This window comes from Erythrobacter sp. GH1-10 (assembly GCF_045363165.1).
Classification (GTDB): domain Bacteria; phylum Pseudomonadota; class Alphaproteobacteria; order Sphingomonadales; family Sphingomonadaceae; genus Erythrobacter.
In genome coordinates this window covers 381,828-398,326 of sequence record NZ_JBJFLP010000001.1, presented here as the reverse complement: position 1 = coordinate 398,326, position 16,499 = coordinate 381,828, and the positions used below count along the sequence as shown (strand labels likewise).

Genomic DNA, 16,499 nt, shown 5'->3' with positions numbered 1-16,499 from the left:
TCATGAGGCACATTCGTCTTGGCCTGCTCGCCGTAAGCGGCGCAGCTATCGTAGCGGGCTCTTTCTCGTTTACGGCATCAATCCTCATCCCCGGCGTGATCGATGCGCCGGCGGGCTTCGCCAATGCGTCAGAGGCGATGAAACCGGTTGATGCGGCACTGAAAGCGAATGCGGAAGCATTCCAGCCAGTTGCGTTCACGCCAACTGCGCTGAAATCGCTCGCATCCGATCCTTTCAACCCGGCCGCCCTCCGGCTCCTCGCACTTCAGGCGCGGGGATCGGGCGACACCGAGAAATCGCTCGCGCTGCTCAGGATGTCCGACCGGGTTTCGCGCCGAGACAGTCTGACCCAGGCTTTCCTGATCGAGGGCCTGAGCGAGGCAAGCGGGGCGAATGTGCGAGAAGTGCTCGCCAGCTACAACAAGTTGCTGCTTGTGAACCCTTCGCTTCAGGACAGTCTCTTGCCCGCGCTGGCCCAGATTGTGCTGCTGTCCGATGGCCGCAAGGCGCTAACCCCGTATATTCGCGAGAATGCACCTTGGGTCGACCGTACCCTGCGTCTTGCGATGCCGGTCGAAGACGGTCCGCAAGCGGTCGTCGATGCGCTCGATCTCGCCTTCCCGGAGGGTTCGATCTTAGTCTCTCCGGCGCTTTCGCTCGCACTGATCGATCATTACGACAATGTTGGCGATAATGACGAAATGCGGCGCCTGTTCGAACGGTTCAGCAATGGCGCCGAATACCTGCTCGATCCGGGCACATACAAGCACTCCGATCAAAGCAATCGCTATGGCGCGCTTGTCTGGCGCCTTCCCCGCGAGGCGCAGGCGGGCTTCGAGCTTCTCGGAAGCGATGGGGACGAGCCATACCTGCGCGCCTTTTCGATCCGCGGATCGATCCCGCAGCCGGCCCGCAAGGTGGCATTCCTCACGCCCGGAACTTACGAGATCGAGACGACTGCGGAGGAAGGCTCCTACGGCTCGTTGCCGAGTCTTGAGGTGTCGCTGCGCTGCCTCGGCGAGGGGGAGGCACGACCGATCACGTCCTTCCGCATTTCGCCCGAAGATGGGGCGACGGTGACGGCAAGCCAGTCGTTCGAGCTCGAATGCGACGCGCAGGAAATCGTCCTGACCGCAGCCCCAATGCCTGATCGAGAAACCGGCGAGCTGATCATCCAGCCGCTGGCGATCTCGAGGATCTCTTCGTAGCGGCCTGTAGCGTGCGGCGCTCTTCTTCGCAGGATCGACTCGCCGACTTCAAGCGCTTCCCCGTCCTGACCAGGGGGTTCGTCTGGCTGGGCGCAGCCAAGGCTCTTTCGGCTGCATGCATACTGCTGCAGGCCACGGTATTTTCGCTGTTCCTGCCGGAGCCGGAAACCCAGTCCGCCTTCTTTTTCCTCGCGGTGGTTTCGTTGCTCGGGCAGGCTGCGATCGCGCTGCCAGTCATTCTCATCAGTCAGTATGCGTGGCTGGCAGACGGGGTTCGCGCGCGCAAATATCTCGGCGCTTTCATCTTGTTTGCCGGGACGCTGATGGTGCTTGCCGCGATCTGGCTCCTGCTCCCGATCACCGATGTCGCCGGAACCACCGCGGCGCTTGTGATCGCAACCGCGTGCGTCGCGGCGATACCGAACCTGTGCAGCATTGAACGGTTCGCGGTAGGAGATTTCAAAGGGGGCGCGCTCTTCAGCGTTTTCAATGTGCTGATCCCGCAAGTGTTGGCATCGGCTGCAGCGATCTGGCAAGGCACCGCAATCGCATGGTTGACGGGTTTGGCGACAGGACACGGCGTAGCCTTGCTTCTCATAGTGCTGGTTACCGCGAGCAGGCGCTCGCAAGCCCGGCCTTCGGGAAAACGCCCCCCGATCAAACTCGACCTTGCGTTGCTGGGCAGTACCTTTGCGTGGCTGTTCTTCGTCTGGAGCCTACCCAACCTGCCCCGCGTGGCGCTCGCCGATGCGCAGGCGAGCGCCTATGCAGCGCAGTTGCTCGTGCTCGCCAGCATTTCCTTTGCGGTCAGCAATGCATTCGAAACGCTCGTCGCGCAGCTGCGACGCGGCAATTGGCTTGGCTGGTTCGAAGGGGATTATTCGGGCGAGCACCGAGCTACTATGGTCTCCACGGAATTGCGCGGGGTCGGCCTCATCGCCGCCCTGTTGTTGGGCCCAATAGCCGTTACGGTCTTCGCTGCCGGACACTTCCTCCTGTTTCGAGGCGAACTGGTCGTTTCTTTCGCGCTGGTCGCACTGGTCGTCACCTGCGACCTCCTGCGAAGCCTCTGCTCGATTTCCTACCTCGTCAGCGAAGCCGGTCGAACGCAGGCACGGCTCTCTCCTTGGATCGCAGTGACTACGCTGGCTGCCGGAACTCTTCTGGCGCAGCTCGATGTACTCTACCTTGAAAGGACTTTCGTGTTCGTGGCCATCATTCTGTTGCTGTGCTGTGTGATTCTTGCCATTAGCTGCGTCCGGCTGGCCGGATGGCAAACCGAAAGCCCCGACTAGTCTTGCAGCACTTCCGACGACTTGACCCCGTGCGAAACCTAGCGCTCATTCGGAACAAATGGAATATCGATGCCCGCCAACCTTACCACCAGCCGTGAACCGGGCGCCGCATCAGGGATCCGATTGGCGGCAGCGCAGGTAAAGCAGCGGCGCGAAGGGTCGCGGGTCGCCAGGTGGGCGGCAGTGATAGCCTGCATCCCGCTCTATTTCCTGTTCCTCGAAGTCAGGGTTACTATCCCGGATTCCGATCTTACGCGCGTGGTCGAGGAATTCGTTTCCATCGGGATGTCGTCCTACAACCTGCGCGAGCCGCTTTATTGGGCACCAGGCAAGCTTCTTACGGCTATCTTCGATGACGGCTGGATTGCGATCTTTCTACTGGACATTGCTGTTTTCGCCTGCCTGCTGTTCGCTTTCAGGTCGCGACCACTGCCCGCCGTCTTCATTATCGCGCTGTTCCTGAGCCCGCTATTCGTTCTCGGCATCAACAACATTCACCGGCAGCTGGTCGGATTCGCAGTCTGGCTCGTAGTCGAAAGAACAACGCTCGAACGTGGCCCCTACAAGACTTTTGCGTGGCACCTCATCCCCTTCCTAATCCACACTTCGATGGGGATTTTGTCGCTGATCTACTACATTTGCTACGCGCTCATTAAGCGGGATATCATTATTCTGTCGGCGATCGGGGCCTCGATCCTCATCGTGGTGGGGCTTTTCCCCGATGCAGTAGCGGGGTTCTTTCGCGAGGGCACCGAGACGACGACCTCGCTGGTGGTCTATTCCGCTTGGGCGTTTGCCGTCGCGTTTCCCGTGATCGCGGCGGCGCGGAAGACTCCCTTCATTATTCTGTTCTATCTGCTCGGTGCGGCAGCTTCCGCCGTGCTCTTCACCTTCTCCGGCGGATCCAGCGGATCGCGATTCTTCATCATGTTTATCACGATTGTGTCGATCTGGGTGGTCGGCAGGGTTCTGCCAGAAAGCGACGACGGGCCAATTTTGCGCCTCGGCTTTCTCCTAGCGATCTGCGCGCTTCTCGCTGGACCGACTTTTGCCACGGATTTCTCCATGGAGATTCTACGTTCTGCGGTATTGCGCGTCCCGTTCGGCGGAACATACTAGGGCTCTTCGATGTCAGGCTCGTCAAATCCCCGCGCCGTGGCGGTCATCATGTCGGTCTATGCCGGCGACGCACCAGACCATTTATCGCAGGCGCTTTCATCGGTACTCGCTCAGGATATCTCCGAAAAGAGGCGGGTCCATGTGTACCTGGGCGTTGATGGCCCCATCGGCGCCGAATTGCGGGCAGTTCTGGAGCTCTGGGAGGACCGCATTCACAGCTATCAACCGTTCGAGCGAAACCGCGGCCTCGCCCATGTCCTCAACGATCTGATCCGGTCGTTGCAGTCGGAGGAATACGTGTTCCGGATGGATGCCGACGACGTGTCGCTACCGGGTCGGTTCTCTGCGCAAGTGCAATTCATGGAGCAAAAGCCCGAGATCGGCATCTGCGGTACCGCTATCAACGAAATGGGCGAAGGGGGTCAGAGACGCCTCGTCACCTATCCTGCGACACATGAAGAGGCGATGGATGCGCTCAAATGGCGGAGCCCCTTCGCGCATCCGACCGTTTGCTTCAGGCGATCGGCGCTCGACCGGCTCGGCAGTTACCCAACGGCCGCCGCTAATGAGGACATAGCGATGTGGTTCCGCGCTGCGGCTTCGGGGATCCGATTTGGAAATCTTAAAGCAGCCCATCTCGATTTCCGTATTGCTGACGGATTTTGGAAAAGGCGCGGCCTCGCCAAGGCAGCCGGAGAATTTCGGTGCTATTGGCAAGGATTAAAGTCGCTCGGCGCGCCTCCTTTCCATTTCATGTATCCGCCTCTGCGTTTTGTCTTTAGGCTCACGCCTGCGACACTCAGAAAATACCTTTACGCGTCCAAGATCAGATCCTGATCATTGCGTTTTGCGAAAATCCCTCCCGAACATCAGATGAGAATATATGTTCTTAGCTTCCCGAATAAGGGCTCTCGCCTCACATTTGCCCAAGCCTATCTACGCTATTGCTCAGAATTTCTGGCGATTTCTCCGTAAGGTCATCACATACTGTTACTTCGGGCTACGATATCCCAAGACGCGGGTCGTATTCGATGAGTCCGCCGAATCGGGCCAGTTTGGGCAGCCGGAGCTGGTCGATCAGCTCTTGAGCGAAAAGACCGGGGGGGTGTTCCTCGACATTGGCGCCAACCACCCTTGCTTCAACAACAATACCGCCTTCTTCGAGAAAGAGCGCGACTACAGCGGCTGGGCGTTCGACCCCTTGAACAAATACATTGGATTGTGGGCAGAGGCTCGGCCTCGCACCACTTTCGTACAATGCGCGTTGGGAGAAGCGCCTGGCAGGATTGCATTTCACGAGACATCGGGGGAAGAGGGTTGGGAGGATCAGCTGTCCTATGTCGAAGTCATAGACGAGGCTGACATGGAGGCCGCAGCGCGTGCCAAATCGACAGATGTCTCGATTGTCGAGGTGAAACCCCTTCGCGAATTCGAAGTCGGGGAAATCGATTTCGCTTCGATCGATGTCGAAGGCTTCGAGGAAATGGTGCTCAAGGGCATGTTTCCGGAAATTCGCCCCAAGGTGATCCTGGTCGAGAATTGCAGCTTTCCGGTCGGTTCGGAGAGGCTGCGCAAGATGATTCTCTCAGAGGGCTACCGGTTCCATTCGAGGGTCAGATACATCGATGATCTCTACGTGAGAGAGAATTAGTCAAGTGCGAATTCACCTCAAGGGCGGCCGGTTCGGCAGCAAAACGCTCGATCAGATGCTCGCCGAAGATCACCTGCGAGCGCTGATAAACCCGCTGCGCGAGCTCGGTGCGTCGGTCAGCGCCGGCGACACACCCGAAAGGCCGGATGTTGAGGTCCACATCGAAGCCCAGGAGGCCTCCCGCGGCAGCGATGCCCCGACGGTCTGCGTGCAACTCGAGAATCGCTTTATCTGGCCTGCCAATACCAAAGAACGGCTCGACGGTTACGAGCACCTCGTCACATGGGACCGATCGCGTGAGGGCGCAGATGTCACGCACATCTTTCCACCGGTCGCCATGCGGGAGCCGCGGCGCAATGCGTTTGCCAACCGGCCCGCCCTCGCCGCGATCGTCGCGACGAACCGGGCCGAAAATACCTCCTCGCCAAACGAGCTCTATTCCGAAAGGGTGCGCATCATTCGCGCTTTCGAAAAGCGGCCCGATTTGACGTTCGAACTGTGGGGAAGGGGCTGGAACCTACCGCCGCAACCGCCTGGCCTTGCGTTCAGTGCTGCCTACAAGTTCCTCCGAGGAGTCCCGATGGATATAGCCCGCCTTCGGAACAACAAAGGCCCCTGTGGCGACAAGGACGACGCGCTCGAGCGAGCGGTGTTCAATTTCTGCTTCGAGAATGTCAGCGGCCTCTCGGGCTATGTTACCGAGAAGATTTTCGACAGTCTTATAGCCGGCGCCGTTCCTATCTACCTAGGATGCGACGACATTGGCGAGTATGTCCCAGAAGATTGCTTTATCGCCTACGAACGAGTCCGCGACATCGATCAGTTCATCGACAGACTGTGCTTATTCGGTCCCGAAGACTACGAGAGTTTCGATCGCGCCCGGCTCAAGTTTCTCGCCAGCCCAAGGTTCAGCGAACACTCTGTCGCGAATTTCGGTGACACTACCGCAAAGGCAATCGTCAGGTTTCTTGATACCCGCAAAGCGGGGCATCGCAGGTGATTGCGGTCATCCTGGAGCGGGACCGACCGGCCCCGAGTGATCGTCTTAAGTTTGGGCCCGCATGCGTCGATCAACGCGTGAACCACTGTAGACAACCACGGCGCAACGCGAAGATTCCTTCGACTTTTGGTACACTTGCACGGCGACTTGTGAACCTGTAGTGAAGACCGAAGTGAGCTCAGCGTTTAAAGGTAGCGCGGAAGTTTGGCCATGCATATTAACGCAGTTCCGAAGCCGCGTCAGAAGGCTGGTAATCTACTATTCAGCGGGAACCTCCAGCTTCCGGCCTATCTCATGGCTGCGTTGACTCCTCCTATTGTTTGGTGGGTCGGTCAAGGACAGGATCTGCGCCACCCAATTCTCATTGCGACCCTGATACCGCTCGCGGTCGCCGTATTGGTGACTTGGTATATTCTTTCGCGGCTCAGAGAGTACGCTCGAACTAGGCACCTTTCCTATGTCTTTCCGGTGAATTTTCTTGCCTTTGCCGGAGTTCTTTCCGGCATTGCGATTTTGCGGGTGGCCTATTCGATCCCTATGTTTGGAATGGGTGCGTTTGGAACAGTTCTATTCAGCTACATCAGCACTGCCCATAATCGCGGCCTTCGCCGCCCGCACTTCATCGTCGGCGGCGGGCGATCTTCGGAGGTGCGGATAGAGGGTCAATACCTTCCGGCTCCAAGCCTCATCGAACTCGAAACTTTAGTCCAGGCCAGGCAATTAAATGGCGCATTGGTCGCCGACCTGCATTACGACCACCCCGACGAATGGGAGCGGCTGTTCGCCAAGGCCGCGCTGGCGGGAATTCCGGTCTATCACTACCGGCAGGTGGCCGAGATGCAGACCGGTCAGGTCAAGATCACCCACCTTTCCGAGAACGAGCTCGGATCGCTCATCCCCAACGTTCCCTACGTGGCGACCAAGCGGTTGATCGACATCGTCGGCTCGGTGCTGCTGCTGCCGCTTCTTGCCGTGCCGCTCCTTGTCATCGCGCTGCTGATCAAGCTCGATTCGAAAGGGCCTGTCCTGTTCGTGCAGGAGCGGGTCGGGTTTCGCGGGCGTACATTCCGCATGGTCAAGTTCCGCACCATGCGTGAACGGGCCGCGATCACCGAGGAAGAGGCATTGCGCAACGATGCCATGACCAGAGACGGGGATGACCGCATCACAAGGGTCGGACAATTCCTGCGCAAAACAAGGATCGACGAGCTGCCGCAGGTGCTCAACATCCTGCGCGGGGAAATGAGCTGGATCGGCCCCCGGCCCGAGGCGGAATCGCTTGCCAAATGGTATGAAAGCGAGCTGCCGTTCTATTCCTATCGGCACATCGTGCGTCCGGGCATCACCGGCTGGGCGCAGGTCAATCAGGGTCACGTCACAGACGTATCGGACGTCAATGCGAAACTCCGGTTCGATTTCTATTACGTCAAGAATATCTCGCTCTGGCTCGATTTCCTGATCGTGCTGAAGACGTTCCGCGTTATCTTGACAGGCAACGGGGCAAAGTGACAGGCGGGCACAGGCCTGACGGCTGACTGGCCCCCGGGAAAGCGAGCAGAGGCGAAACACTCCTTGCGTACAGTTCTAATCACAGGGTCGGCCGGCTTCATCGGCTTTCATCTTGCACAGTTGCTGCTGGCCGAGGGTTTCCGCGTCGTCGGCTATGACGGCCTGACCGATTATTACGACGTCCGCCTGAAGGAACGGCGGCACCAGATGCTGCTCCAGAACCAGCACTTCACCTGCACAGTCGGCATGCTCGAGGATTTCGAGGCTTTGCGCGAGTTCGCCATGGCCGAGCAGCCCGACATCATCGTCCATCTCGCCGCGCAGGCGGGGGTGCGATACAGCCTCGAAAACCCGCGCGCCTATATCGATGCCAATGTCGTGGGCACCTTCAATGTGATGGAATGCGCCCGCGAGCTCGGCGTCGATCACCTGCTGATGGCCTCGACCAGCTCGGTCTACGGCGCGAACGAGGACATGCCGTTCGACGAACGGCAAAAGTGCGACACCCAGCTGACGCTCTACGCCGCGACCAAGAAGGCGAACGAAGCGATGGGCCATTCCTATGCCCATTTGTGGGATCTGCCGACGACGATGTTCCGCTTTTTCACGGTCTACGGACCATGGGGGCGGCCCGACATGGCGCTGTTCAAGTTCACCAAGGGTATCCTCGAAGGCACCCCGATCGATATCTACAACCGCGGCGAGATGTTCCGCGACTTTACCTTTGTCACCGATCTGGTGCGCGGGATCCGCCTGTTGATCGATGCCGTGCCGCAGCGGCCGGAGAGCGCGGAGGCCATTCCCGAATGGGACAGCCTGTCACCCGTCGCGCCGTTTCGCGTGGTCAATATCGGCAATAACGAGCAAGTCCGGCTGACTGACTATATCGCCGCGATCGAAGAGGCTTGCGGCCGCGAGGCGATCCGCAACCTCATGCCGATGCAGAAAGGCGACGTACCCGCGACCTGGGCCGATGCGACGCTGCTCATGGAGCTTACCGGCTACGCGCCCCAAACCGACGTGCGCGATGGCATCCGCCAGTTCGTGGCGTGGTATCGCGACTATTACGAAATCTGAGCGGGCTTAGCCCTCGGGCTCGGGCTCGTCATCGGTCGGGCCGATGGCGGGTGCTGCTGGGGTCTGTTCGATCTCGCCCGGCAGCGGCGCGTCGCGCTCGCGCTCGAGCCGCTCGAGGTACTCGCGCTCGATCTGCTCGACCCGCTCCTGCTCGGCAGCGGCATCGGTATCGATCGTCGAAAGCCGCTCCTGCCGCGCCTGCTCGATCAACTGGCCGAAGCGTACATTCTCGCTTTCGGCACGGTCGGCATAGGCCGCGTCGATCATCTTCTGGGTGCAGCCGGTAAAGCCGCCCGCGCCGGCCGGGCTGCACGACATTGCGCCGAATTCCCCGATGTAGCGGATGGTCTCGACCCGCTCGGTCCACGCGGTGTTCTGGGGCGAGTCGCTCTGTCGAAGATTGCGCGGGATGCGATAACGCTCCGCCTCGACCAGGATTTCGCAGATCACGATTTCGTTCTCTGCGGCGGTTTCGGGGCATTCGCTCTCGTCATAGGCGATGACCATGTTGACCTTGTCGCCCGCCTTGTCCTGCGCTGCAGCGGGGGCGGCGACACACAGCACGGCCCCGCAGGCGATCAGGCCCGATGTAAGGGAAAAAGAATGGTTCGGCTTGATCATCGATCGAATTCCTCGTTCCGGCGAGACGTTGCGCGCCCTCGCCCCTATCATGGCAGCAGCGATAGGGGCGCGCCACTGAATTCAGCGTGAATTGCGCGCTTCGCACCGGGTTTTTGCGCAACGTGGTTAGCGGTTTGTTGAGCATATCGGGTGCATGGGAGCCCGCATGAACGCGCCGTTCCAGCCATCCGAATCAGCGAGCCGATCGCCCGCTGTTGCCGCCCGCGAGCGCATTGCCGTAGTCGGGCTCGGTTATGTCGGCCTCCCGGTCGCCGTGGCGCTTGCAGAGAGACTCCGCCCGATCGGAGTGGATGTGCTCGGCTTCGATATCTCGGCCCGGCGGGTCGAGACATTGCGCGCCGGGTCCGACTACACCCGCGAAATCGACGACGTGCGGCTCGCCGCGTCCGGGCTTGAAGTCTCGGACGATCCCGCCAGCCTCGCCGGCGCGACGAGCTTCATCGTCACCGTCCCGACGCCGATCACCGACGAACGCCGCCCCGACCTTTCGCCGCTGCGCGCCGCCTGCGAGACGATCGGCCCGCATTTGCAAAAGGGCGCGCTGGTGGTGTTCGAATCGACCGTATTCCCCGGCGCGACCGAGGATTTCTGCGGCCCGCTGCTGGCACGGCATTCGGGGCTCGCACAGGGCGAGGACTTCGCGCTCGGCTACAGCCCCGAACGCATCAATCCCGGCGATACGGTGCACCGGCTCGAAACGATCACGAAGATCATCGCGGCGGAAAACCCCGGAGCGCTCGACCGGATGCGCGCGATATACGGCGCGATCGTGGATGCGGGACTTCACGAAGCCCCGTCGATCAAGGTCGCCGAGGCGGCCAAGGTGATCGAAAACACCCAGCGCGATCTCAACATCGCGCTGATGAACGAAATCGCGCTGATCTTCGACCGGATGGGGATTGCGACGCGTGACGTCTTGGCGGCGGCGGGCACCAAGTGGAACTTCCTGCCGTTCACGCCCGGCCTCGTCGGCGGGCACTGCATCGGTGTCGATCCCTATTACCTCACCGCAGCGGCCGAGCGTCTCGATTACCGCCCGGAAGTGATCCTCGCCGGGCGCCGGATCAACGATACGATGGGGGCGGCGGTGGCACAGAAGGCAATCAAGCTGATCGGCGGGCAAGTGGCGCTTACCGAAGCGCGTGTCGGCGTGCTCGGCCTGACCTTCAAGCAGGACGTGCCCGATATTCGCAATTCGAAAGTCCCCGACATCGTTTCGGAGCTGCGCGAGTTCGGAGTCGAGCCGCTGGTCGGCGACCCGCTCGCCTCATCCGAGGTTGCGATGCACGAATATGGAATCGCGCTTTGCAGTGACGGCGATCTGCGCGATCTCGACGCGCTGATCCTTGCGGTCAATCACGCCGAATATACCGCCGAAGGCAGCAAACTTGCCGATCGGATCAAGCCGGGCGGCATTTTGATCGATGTGAAATCGGTGCTCGATCCGGGCGAATTGCCGGAGAATTTGTCCTATTGGTCGCTCTAGACTCTCTCTGAGATCTTGATCGCGAGCTTGCACCCCAGCCGGATGGCGCCCGAGAGCAGCGGATAGGCGGGGGCCTTCTCCGCACCGGCAGCAAGCGCCGCATCGCGGTGCTCGCGTTCGTCTTCGCGAAACTCCTCGATCATGGAGGCCAGTTCCGGGTCCGAATCGGTTTCGGCGAGCCGCTCGAGCTGTTCGGAATAATGCTTGTCGATCTCTTCCTCGACTGCCGCGGTGCAGGCCATGGCCGCTTCGGGGCCGAGCAGAGCCGTGCCCGCGCCGAGCGCATAGCCGGCCGCCGACCAGAACGGGTACAGCGCCGTCGGCCGCACGCCGCGCTTGGCGAGCATTTCATCGAAGCGCGCGCGGTGGCCTTCCTCCTGTTCGGCCATATGCCGGATTTCCGCCGAGTGCGGGCCGCGATCGCCCATCACGGCGAGCTGGCCTTCGTAGATACGTGTCGCGCCGAATTCGCCGGCCTGGTCGACCCGGATCATGCGGTGGAGTTCTTCGCGTTTCATAATTGTGCCTCTTGTCCTGCTCCCTTAACGCTCAAGGCCAGCACTGCGATCCCGCCGATCACCGAGATCAGGAAATTCCAGCCCGCGAGCGAGATACCGAACAGGTCCCACGGAGCGATATCGCAGCGGATCACCGGAGCTGCGGCCGGGTCCATCACGTCGATGCCGCCGCCAACGGTGGCGCAGCCGGTGATGCCCTGCCACCAGCCGTACTCCACCCCGGCATGAAAGCCGCCGATCAGCCCCGAGGTGATGACAGCGAGGCCCGCCAGCGCGATCCACACGCGTGCGGGCTTCATCACAAAGGACAGTATCGCAAATCCGAGCGCTGCAAAGTGCGGATAGCGCTGCCACCAGCACATCTCGCAAGGGTACAGGCCAAAGCCGTATTGCGAGATATAGGCCCCGCCGAGCAAACCCGCAGGAAGGGCCACGGCAAGCAGCCGGGCTTTCGTCACAGTGTTCATGCGGCGCTATCTAGTGGGCTTACTTGCGCAGCGCCACCGAACTCTTGGTCGTGCGGCGCAGGGTTTCGAGCGCGTAGTGCAGCTGGAAATCCTCGATGCCCTGCTCTTCGAGCTGTTCGGCGGTCAGCTTGAATCGCGGATCGTCGACTGCATCGACTTCCATCTCTTCGTCCTTGATGCCGAGCTCGTTGATCAGGTGGCCGCGCAGGTCGCTCTCGCGCGTCTGGTACTTCTGCCGGAGCGCGAAATCGGGGTCGCTGATCTGCGGCACGGTGATGTCGGGTTTGATCCCGCCTTCCTGCACCGACTTGCCCTTGGGCGTGTAATACCGAGCGGTTGTGAGCTTGAGCGCCGCGTCCCGGCCGAGCGGCAGCAGCGACTGCACCGAACCCTTGCCGAAGCTGCGTTCGCCCATGACGAGCGCGCGGCGGTGATCCTGCAGGGCACCGGCAACGATCTCGGACGCCGAGGCCGAACCGGCATCGATCAGCACGATCACGGGAACACCCGCGGCCATATCGCCGCGGAACACGGTTTCGGCATCGTAGAGCAGCGTTTCGCCGCGCGCACGACCGCGCTGCGATACGATCCGGCCCTCGTCGAGGAACAGGTCGGACAGCGCCACCGCTTCGTCGAGCGAACCGCCCGGATTCGAACGCAGGTCGAGCACCAGTCCGCTCATCCGGCCGGTCGCTTGATCCTGCAGCTCGCTCCAGGCGCGGAACACGTCGGCTCCGACGTCCGCCGAGAATTCGTTGACGGTGATGACGCCGACATTGCCCGACTGGAGTTCGAACGTCACCGGCTCGAGTTCGATCACGCCGCGGGTCACGCTGACGTCGAACGGTTCGTCACGCCCGGGGCGGAAGATCGTCAGCTGGATCGACGTCCCGGCCTTGCCGCGCATCCGCGCCACCGCATCGTCGAGATCGCCGCCGTAAATCAGCTCGCCATCGAGATGGGTGATGAAGTCGCCCGCCTTGATGCCCATCTTGTCCGCCGGGCTGCCCTTGAACGGAGAGATCACCTTGACCGCGCCGTCTTCCATCTGGACCGACAGGCCGAGGCCCGAATAATTGCCGTCGATCATCGTGTTCAGGCGCTGCAAATCGCTGCCGTCGAGATAGCCCGAATGCGGATCGAGCGCGGTCAGCATCCCGTCGATCATGCCGCGCATCAGGACATCGTCCTCGACCGGCTCGACATAGCTCGTCTTGATCCGCTGGTAGACCGCGAAAACCTTGGAGAACTCGGGATCGCCGCGGGCATCGCCCTGGGCCATGACGGTGGTGGTGGTCGCCAGCACGGCCCCGGTTGCGATCAGCGCAGTGTTCTTCAGAAGAGCGGGAATTTTCATGGACTCACAAGGCTCCTTTTGAAGTTCAACGTATAGAACGGTGCGCCTGAACGCCAGATAACTTCGACGAGTGGCATCGGGCGTCCCGCGACGGGGCAATTCGCGCGGTGGCTGCTAACAGATACGGATGCGGGCCCGAAACGGCTTCAGGCGATCAACCGAGGAATTGCAGCGGGTTCACGGCTTCGCCCTCGCGCCGCAATTCGAGCGTGATCGCCGGGTCTTCTCCCCCCGCCACGCCGAGCGGGCTGCCGCCGATCACCTCGCCGCCGACCGCAACATCGACCCGCGCCATCCCGGTGACAAGGCTCGTCCACCCACCCGGATGCTCGATGATCACGATCCGGCCATAACCGCGATACGGCCCGGCAAAGGCCACCCGGCCCGCCGCCGGGGCGACAACCTGGGCACCCGGCGCCGGTGCCAGTTGGATTCCGGTGTTGCGCAGCCCGCTTCCGCGTTGTTCGCCGAAACCTGCGAGCGTGCGGCCCTGCACGGGAAGCTGGAAATCGGACGGCGGTGCGGCGGCGGTGGTCGGTGATGCCGAAGGAGTGGGCTCGGGCTGCGATGTCGCGGCCGAGGCAGACCCGTTCTCGCCAAGGTTTGCAGGGCGCAGGACGGGCCCAGGCAGGACCGCGAGCTCGCGGCGCAGCCTCGCAGCCGCATCGAATTGCCCCATCAGCCCGTCGATATCCCGCGCTTCTTCGGCGAGTGCCAGCGCCCGTTCGTTCTCTCGCGAGGCCGAGCTACGGGCTTCGCGCGAGGCAAGCCGCTGGCGCGTTTCGAGTTGCGCCAGCTCTTCGCGGCGGGCCTGCAGGTCCAGTTCGTTGGCGCGCAAGGTTTCGAGCGCCTGCACGGCCTGACGTTCCAGCCTGCGCCCTTCTTCCAGTTCGCCGCGCAAAGCCGCGGTGCGGTCGCGGATTTGCGGCACCGCGCTGTCGAGCACCGCGCGGACATAGACGAGGTCCTTGAGCGATCCCGGCTGGAGCGCGGAGAGCGCAAGCGGGCGGCGCGATGTCGTTTGCAAGGCCCCGGTAAGCCGCACGAGAGGCTGCTGGCGTTCTGCGAGGCGGTCCGAAAGCGCGGCGCGATCGGCACGGACAAGCGAATAGCGCGCACGCGCCGCTTCGATATCGGCCTCCGCGCGCTGGATCTGTGCAGCGATGGCAGCCGCTTCGCGCGCCGCCTTGTCCGCCGCTTCGATCGCCTGTTCGGATTCGCGCTGGAATCGCTGGGCACGAGCTTCGGCGCGCTGGCTTTCGCGGGTGGCGCGTTCGAGCTGTGCCTGCGCCTCGACCGGGTCGAGCAAGCCGACATCGCGCTGCGCGCTGCCCGTCGGCACGAATAGGGCCAGCGCGGCAAGAGCGACACCGGTGGCAAGCGTAAGCGAGAGAGTGGTTCTGTTCACCCGCTCAACCTGCCCGATGATAGGGGTGCCCGGCAAGAATGCTCGTGGCGCGGTACAGCTGTTCCATCAGCATCGCGCGGGCGAGCAGGTGCGGCCATGTGGCGGGCCCGAATGCGAGCAGCAGGTCCGCGTCGGCGCGCTCGGTATCCGAATGCCCATCCGCCGCACCGAGCATGAACCGGGTTTCGCGCGTACCGGTGTCGCGCCAATTTTCGAGCGTTTTGGCGAGCTTGTCCGACGATAGCGCCGTACCCCGTTCGTCGAGCAGCACGGTCTTGCACGGTGCCTGCGGGTCAGGGATTTTACCCCCGGTTTCGGGCAGTTCGGTGAGTTTGATCGGCCACGTCATGCGCTTCTCGTACCGCGCAACCAGCTCCGCCTCGGGCGAACGGGCGATCTTTCCGCGAGCGATGACGTGAAGAAGCATTTCTTTTTCTCTCACGGCAATTGGCTTTCGCCAATGCCTCCGAGGGGCGGTCGCCTTTGCGGCCTTTTAAAGGCCGAACAGCGGTCAAGTAGCGAAGCGATAGCGCGACAACAACGCCGCCCGCAGCGATGCGGCCTTCAGGCCGCGTGAGCGAGAGTATCGCACCCCCGATGGGGTGCGGAAAGACTACGCGCTTCCCGCGGCGCGCTCGCCCCCCTCGAACGACCACATCCGTTCGAGGTTGTAGAAGCTGCGCACTTCGGGGCGGAACAGATGCACGACGACGTCGCCGGCATCGATCAGCACCCAGTCGGCCTGCGGCAGGCCTTCGACCCGCACCGGGCCGAAGCCTTCCTGCTTCACCTTCTCGGCCAGCTTTTGCGCCATCGACGCAACCTGCCGGGTCGACCGGCCGCTGGCGATCACCATGTGATCGGCGATCGAACTCTTGCCCTCGAGCGGGATCGAGACGACGTCCTGCGCCTGATCGTCGTCGAGCTGCTTGAGCACGAGATCGTGAAGCTCGCCGCTGGTCATCTTAGCGGCGGCCACGGAATGTGCGGCTTTCGTTGCCCCGGCATTCGCCGAAGCGGTTTGTGCCTGTGTCATAGGCAAGCATGGTTCTCCAGATTGCAGGGCAGTTGAACAGGCGGGCAGACACGCTTGAATGGCGTCTCATGCATCCTCCCGATCTTGGATGAGGCTGAACGTCAGCCGATCGCGCACCGCAGCGCCTCGATAGTCAGAGGCCCAATCCGCATTGGCACGGCGAATGGCCGTGGCCGAGCGTGGGTCCGGATCGAAACGCAATAACACCAGTGCCGGTGCGCTCCATTGCCCCCGTTTCCGAAAACTGGCGGCAGACACGGTATAGCGCCTGAGCCAGGCCATGGCGGGGCTCGCCATGGCAGCACCGTTATAACCCGGGCGGGCGATGACCGCAATCGGCATTGTCCGGGCGATGTCGCGCCAGCGTTTCCAGCGATGGAACTGGGCGAGATTGTCGGACCCCATGAGCCACACGAATTCGCGCTTGGGATAGCGTCGCTTGAGCGCGCGGATCGTGTCGACCGTGTAGCGCGTGCCGAGCTCGCGCTCGATCGCGGTCGGGACGATGGGAGCGCGCCGCGCCTGCTTTTCGGCCGATTTGAGCCGCGCGACCAGCGGGGCCATGCCTTTCCTGGGCTTGAGCGGGTTGCCGGGCGATACCAGCCACCACGCCTCGTCGAGTCCAAGCGCGTCGATGGTGAAACGTGTGATCCGGCGGTGCCCGCCATGCGCAGGATTGAAGCTCCCGCCTAACAGCCCCGTCCGTAGCAGCACCTATCCCCTTGT

The 16,499-nt window shown here is 62.0% G+C and carries 17 protein-coding genes; 9 read left to right on the top strand and 8 right to left on the bottom strand.

Annotation, left to right across the window (positions count from 1 at the left end):
• Positions 1-2 precede the first annotated feature (2 nt).
• From ACI5KX_RS02005 to ACI5KX_RS01970, 8 genes are all read left to right on the top strand, one after another.
• Entirely contained in the window at positions 3-1,208 is a 1,206-nt protein-coding gene (locus ACI5KX_RS02005; RefSeq protein ID WP_406809007.1) for a hypothetical protein, read from the top strand.
• Positions 1,209-1,219: 11 nt separating this feature from the next.
• Positions 1,220-2,503, top strand: a complete 1,284-nt coding sequence (locus ACI5KX_RS02000; protein WP_406809006.1) for a hypothetical protein — start codon at positions 1,220-1,222, stop codon at positions 2,501-2,503.
• A gap of 69 nt (positions 2,504-2,572) precedes the next feature.
• Positions 2,573-3,622, top strand: a complete 1,050-nt coding sequence (locus ACI5KX_RS01995) for an EpsG family protein (RefSeq protein WP_406809005.1) — start codon at positions 2,573-2,575, stop codon at positions 3,620-3,622.
• 9 nt (positions 3,623-3,631) lie between these two features.
• Positions 3,632-4,459 carry a glycosyltransferase gene (locus tag ACI5KX_RS01990; protein WP_406809004.1) on the top strand — a complete coding sequence of 276 codons (828 nt, stop codon included), beginning with the start codon at positions 3,632-3,634 and terminating at the stop codon, positions 4,457-4,459.
• A 247-nt stretch (positions 4,460-4,706) separates the two neighbouring features.
• The gene (locus ACI5KX_RS01985) at positions 4,707-5,273 is read left to right on the top strand and encodes an FkbM family methyltransferase (protein WP_406809003.1); all 567 of its coding nucleotides are present in this window, start codon (positions 4,707-4,709) and stop codon (positions 5,271-5,273) included.
• Positions 5,274-5,277: 4 nt separating this feature from the next.
• Positions 5,278-6,273: a glycosyltransferase family 10 domain-containing protein gene (locus tag ACI5KX_RS01980; protein ID WP_406809002.1), complete on the top strand. Its 996-nt coding sequence runs from the start codon at positions 5,278-5,280 to the stop codon at positions 6,271-6,273.
• Between the two features lie 210 nt (positions 6,274-6,483).
• Complete coding sequence (locus tag ACI5KX_RS01975) at positions 6,484-7,782, top strand: exopolysaccharide biosynthesis polyprenyl glycosylphosphotransferase (RefSeq protein WP_406809001.1); 1,299 nt, start codon at positions 6,484-6,486, stop codon at positions 7,780-7,782.
• Positions 7,783-7,845: 63 nt separating this feature from the next.
• Entirely contained in the window at positions 7,846-8,859 is a 1,014-nt protein-coding gene (locus ACI5KX_RS01970) for an SDR family NAD(P)-dependent oxidoreductase (RefSeq protein WP_406809000.1), read from the top strand.
• Between the two features lie 6 nt (positions 8,860-8,865).
• On the opposite strand, the gene ACI5KX_RS01965 is transcribed toward ACI5KX_RS01970, so the two are convergent.
• On the bottom strand, positions 8,866-9,480 hold the full coding sequence (locus ACI5KX_RS01965; protein ID WP_406808999.1) for a hypothetical protein: 615 nt from the start codon (positions 9,478-9,480) through the stop codon (positions 8,866-8,868).
• 166 nt (positions 9,481-9,646) lie between these two features.
• On the opposite strand from ACI5KX_RS01965, the gene ACI5KX_RS01960 reads away from it, so the two are divergent.
• On the top strand, positions 9,647-10,987 hold the full coding sequence (locus ACI5KX_RS01960) for a nucleotide sugar dehydrogenase (protein ID WP_406808998.1): 1,341 nt from the start codon (positions 9,647-9,649) through the stop codon (positions 10,985-10,987).
• Here ACI5KX_RS01960 and ACI5KX_RS01955 read toward each other — a convergent pair.
• From ACI5KX_RS01955 to ACI5KX_RS01925, 7 genes are all read right to left on the bottom strand, one after another.
• Positions 10,984-11,505, bottom strand: coding sequence for a demethoxyubiquinone hydroxylase family protein (locus tag ACI5KX_RS01955; RefSeq protein ID WP_406808997.1), 522 nt, complete (start codon positions 11,503-11,505; stop codon positions 10,984-10,986). The genes ACI5KX_RS01960 and ACI5KX_RS01955 overlap by 4 nt on opposite strands.
• Positions 11,502-11,972: a disulfide bond formation protein B gene (locus ACI5KX_RS01950; RefSeq protein WP_406808996.1), complete on the bottom strand. Its 471-nt coding sequence runs from the start codon at positions 11,970-11,972 to the stop codon at positions 11,502-11,504. The genes ACI5KX_RS01955 and ACI5KX_RS01950 overlap by 4 nt, the downstream gene beginning before the upstream one ends.
• Before the next feature lie 19 nt (positions 11,973-11,991).
• Positions 11,992-13,329: a S41 family peptidase gene (locus ACI5KX_RS01945; protein WP_406808995.1), complete on the bottom strand. Its 1,338-nt coding sequence runs from the start codon at positions 13,327-13,329 to the stop codon at positions 11,992-11,994.
• 154 nt (positions 13,330-13,483) lie between these two features.
• Positions 13,484-14,737, bottom strand: a complete 1,254-nt coding sequence (locus ACI5KX_RS01940) for a murein hydrolase activator EnvC family protein (protein WP_406808994.1) — start codon at positions 14,735-14,737, stop codon at positions 13,484-13,486.
• Between the two features lie 4 nt (positions 14,738-14,741).
• Complete coding sequence (locus tag ACI5KX_RS01935; protein WP_406808993.1) at positions 14,742-15,164, bottom strand: 23S rRNA (pseudouridine(1915)-N(3))-methyltransferase RlmH; 423 nt, start codon at positions 15,162-15,164, stop codon at positions 14,742-14,744.
• A gap of 186 nt (positions 15,165-15,350) precedes the next feature.
• Positions 15,351-15,773, bottom strand: coding sequence for a ribosome silencing factor (rsfS, locus tag ACI5KX_RS01930; protein WP_406808992.1), 423 nt, complete (start codon positions 15,771-15,773; stop codon positions 15,351-15,353).
• A gap of 66 nt (positions 15,774-15,839) precedes the next feature.
• Positions 15,840-16,487 carry a nicotinate-nucleotide adenylyltransferase gene (locus ACI5KX_RS01925; RefSeq protein ID WP_406808991.1) on the bottom strand — a complete coding sequence of 216 codons (648 nt, stop codon included), beginning with the start codon at positions 16,485-16,487 and terminating at the stop codon, positions 15,840-15,842.
• Positions 16,488-16,499: the final 12 nt, after the last annotated feature.

Excerpts from the sequence above, each read along its gene's own strand:
- ACI5KX_RS02005 (WP_406809007.1), top strand. The coding sequence starts at position 3 with ATGAGGCACATTCGTCTTGGCCTGCTCGCCGTAAGCGGCGCAGCTATC.
- ACI5KX_RS01995 (WP_406809005.1), top strand. The coding sequence starts at position 2,573 with ATGCCCGCCAACCTTACCACCAGCCGTGAACCGGGCGCCGCATCAGGG.
- ACI5KX_RS01990 (WP_406809004.1), top strand. The coding sequence starts at position 3,632 with ATGTCAGGCTCGTCAAATCCCCGCGCCGTGGCGGTCATCATGTCGGTC.
- ACI5KX_RS01975 (WP_406809001.1), top strand. The coding sequence starts at position 6,484 with ATGCATATTAACGCAGTTCCGAAGCCGCGTCAGAAGGCTGGTAATCTA.
- ACI5KX_RS01965 (WP_406808999.1), bottom strand. The coding sequence starts at position 9,480 with ATGATCAAGCCGAACCATTCTTTTTCCCTTACATCGGGCCTGATCGCC.
- ACI5KX_RS01960 (WP_406808998.1), top strand. The coding sequence starts at position 9,647 with ATGAACGCGCCGTTCCAGCCATCCGAATCAGCGAGCCGATCGCCCGCT.
- ACI5KX_RS01955 (WP_406808997.1), bottom strand. The coding sequence starts at position 11,505 with ATGAAACGCGAAGAACTCCACCGCATGATCCGGGTCGACCAGGCCGGC.
- ACI5KX_RS01950 (WP_406808996.1), bottom strand. The coding sequence starts at position 11,972 with ATGAACACTGTGACGAAAGCCCGGCTGCTTGCCGTGGCCCTTCCTGCG.
- ACI5KX_RS01945 (WP_406808995.1), bottom strand. The coding sequence starts at position 13,329 with ATGAAAATTCCCGCTCTTCTGAAGAACACTGCGCTGATCGCAACCGGG.
- ACI5KX_RS01935 (WP_406808993.1), bottom strand. The coding sequence starts at position 15,164 with ATGCTTCTTCACGTCATCGCTCGCGGAAAGATCGCCCGTTCGCCCGAG.
- rsfS (WP_406808992.1), bottom strand. The coding sequence starts at position 15,773 with ATGACACAGGCACAAACCGCTTCGGCGAATGCCGGGGCAACGAAAGCC.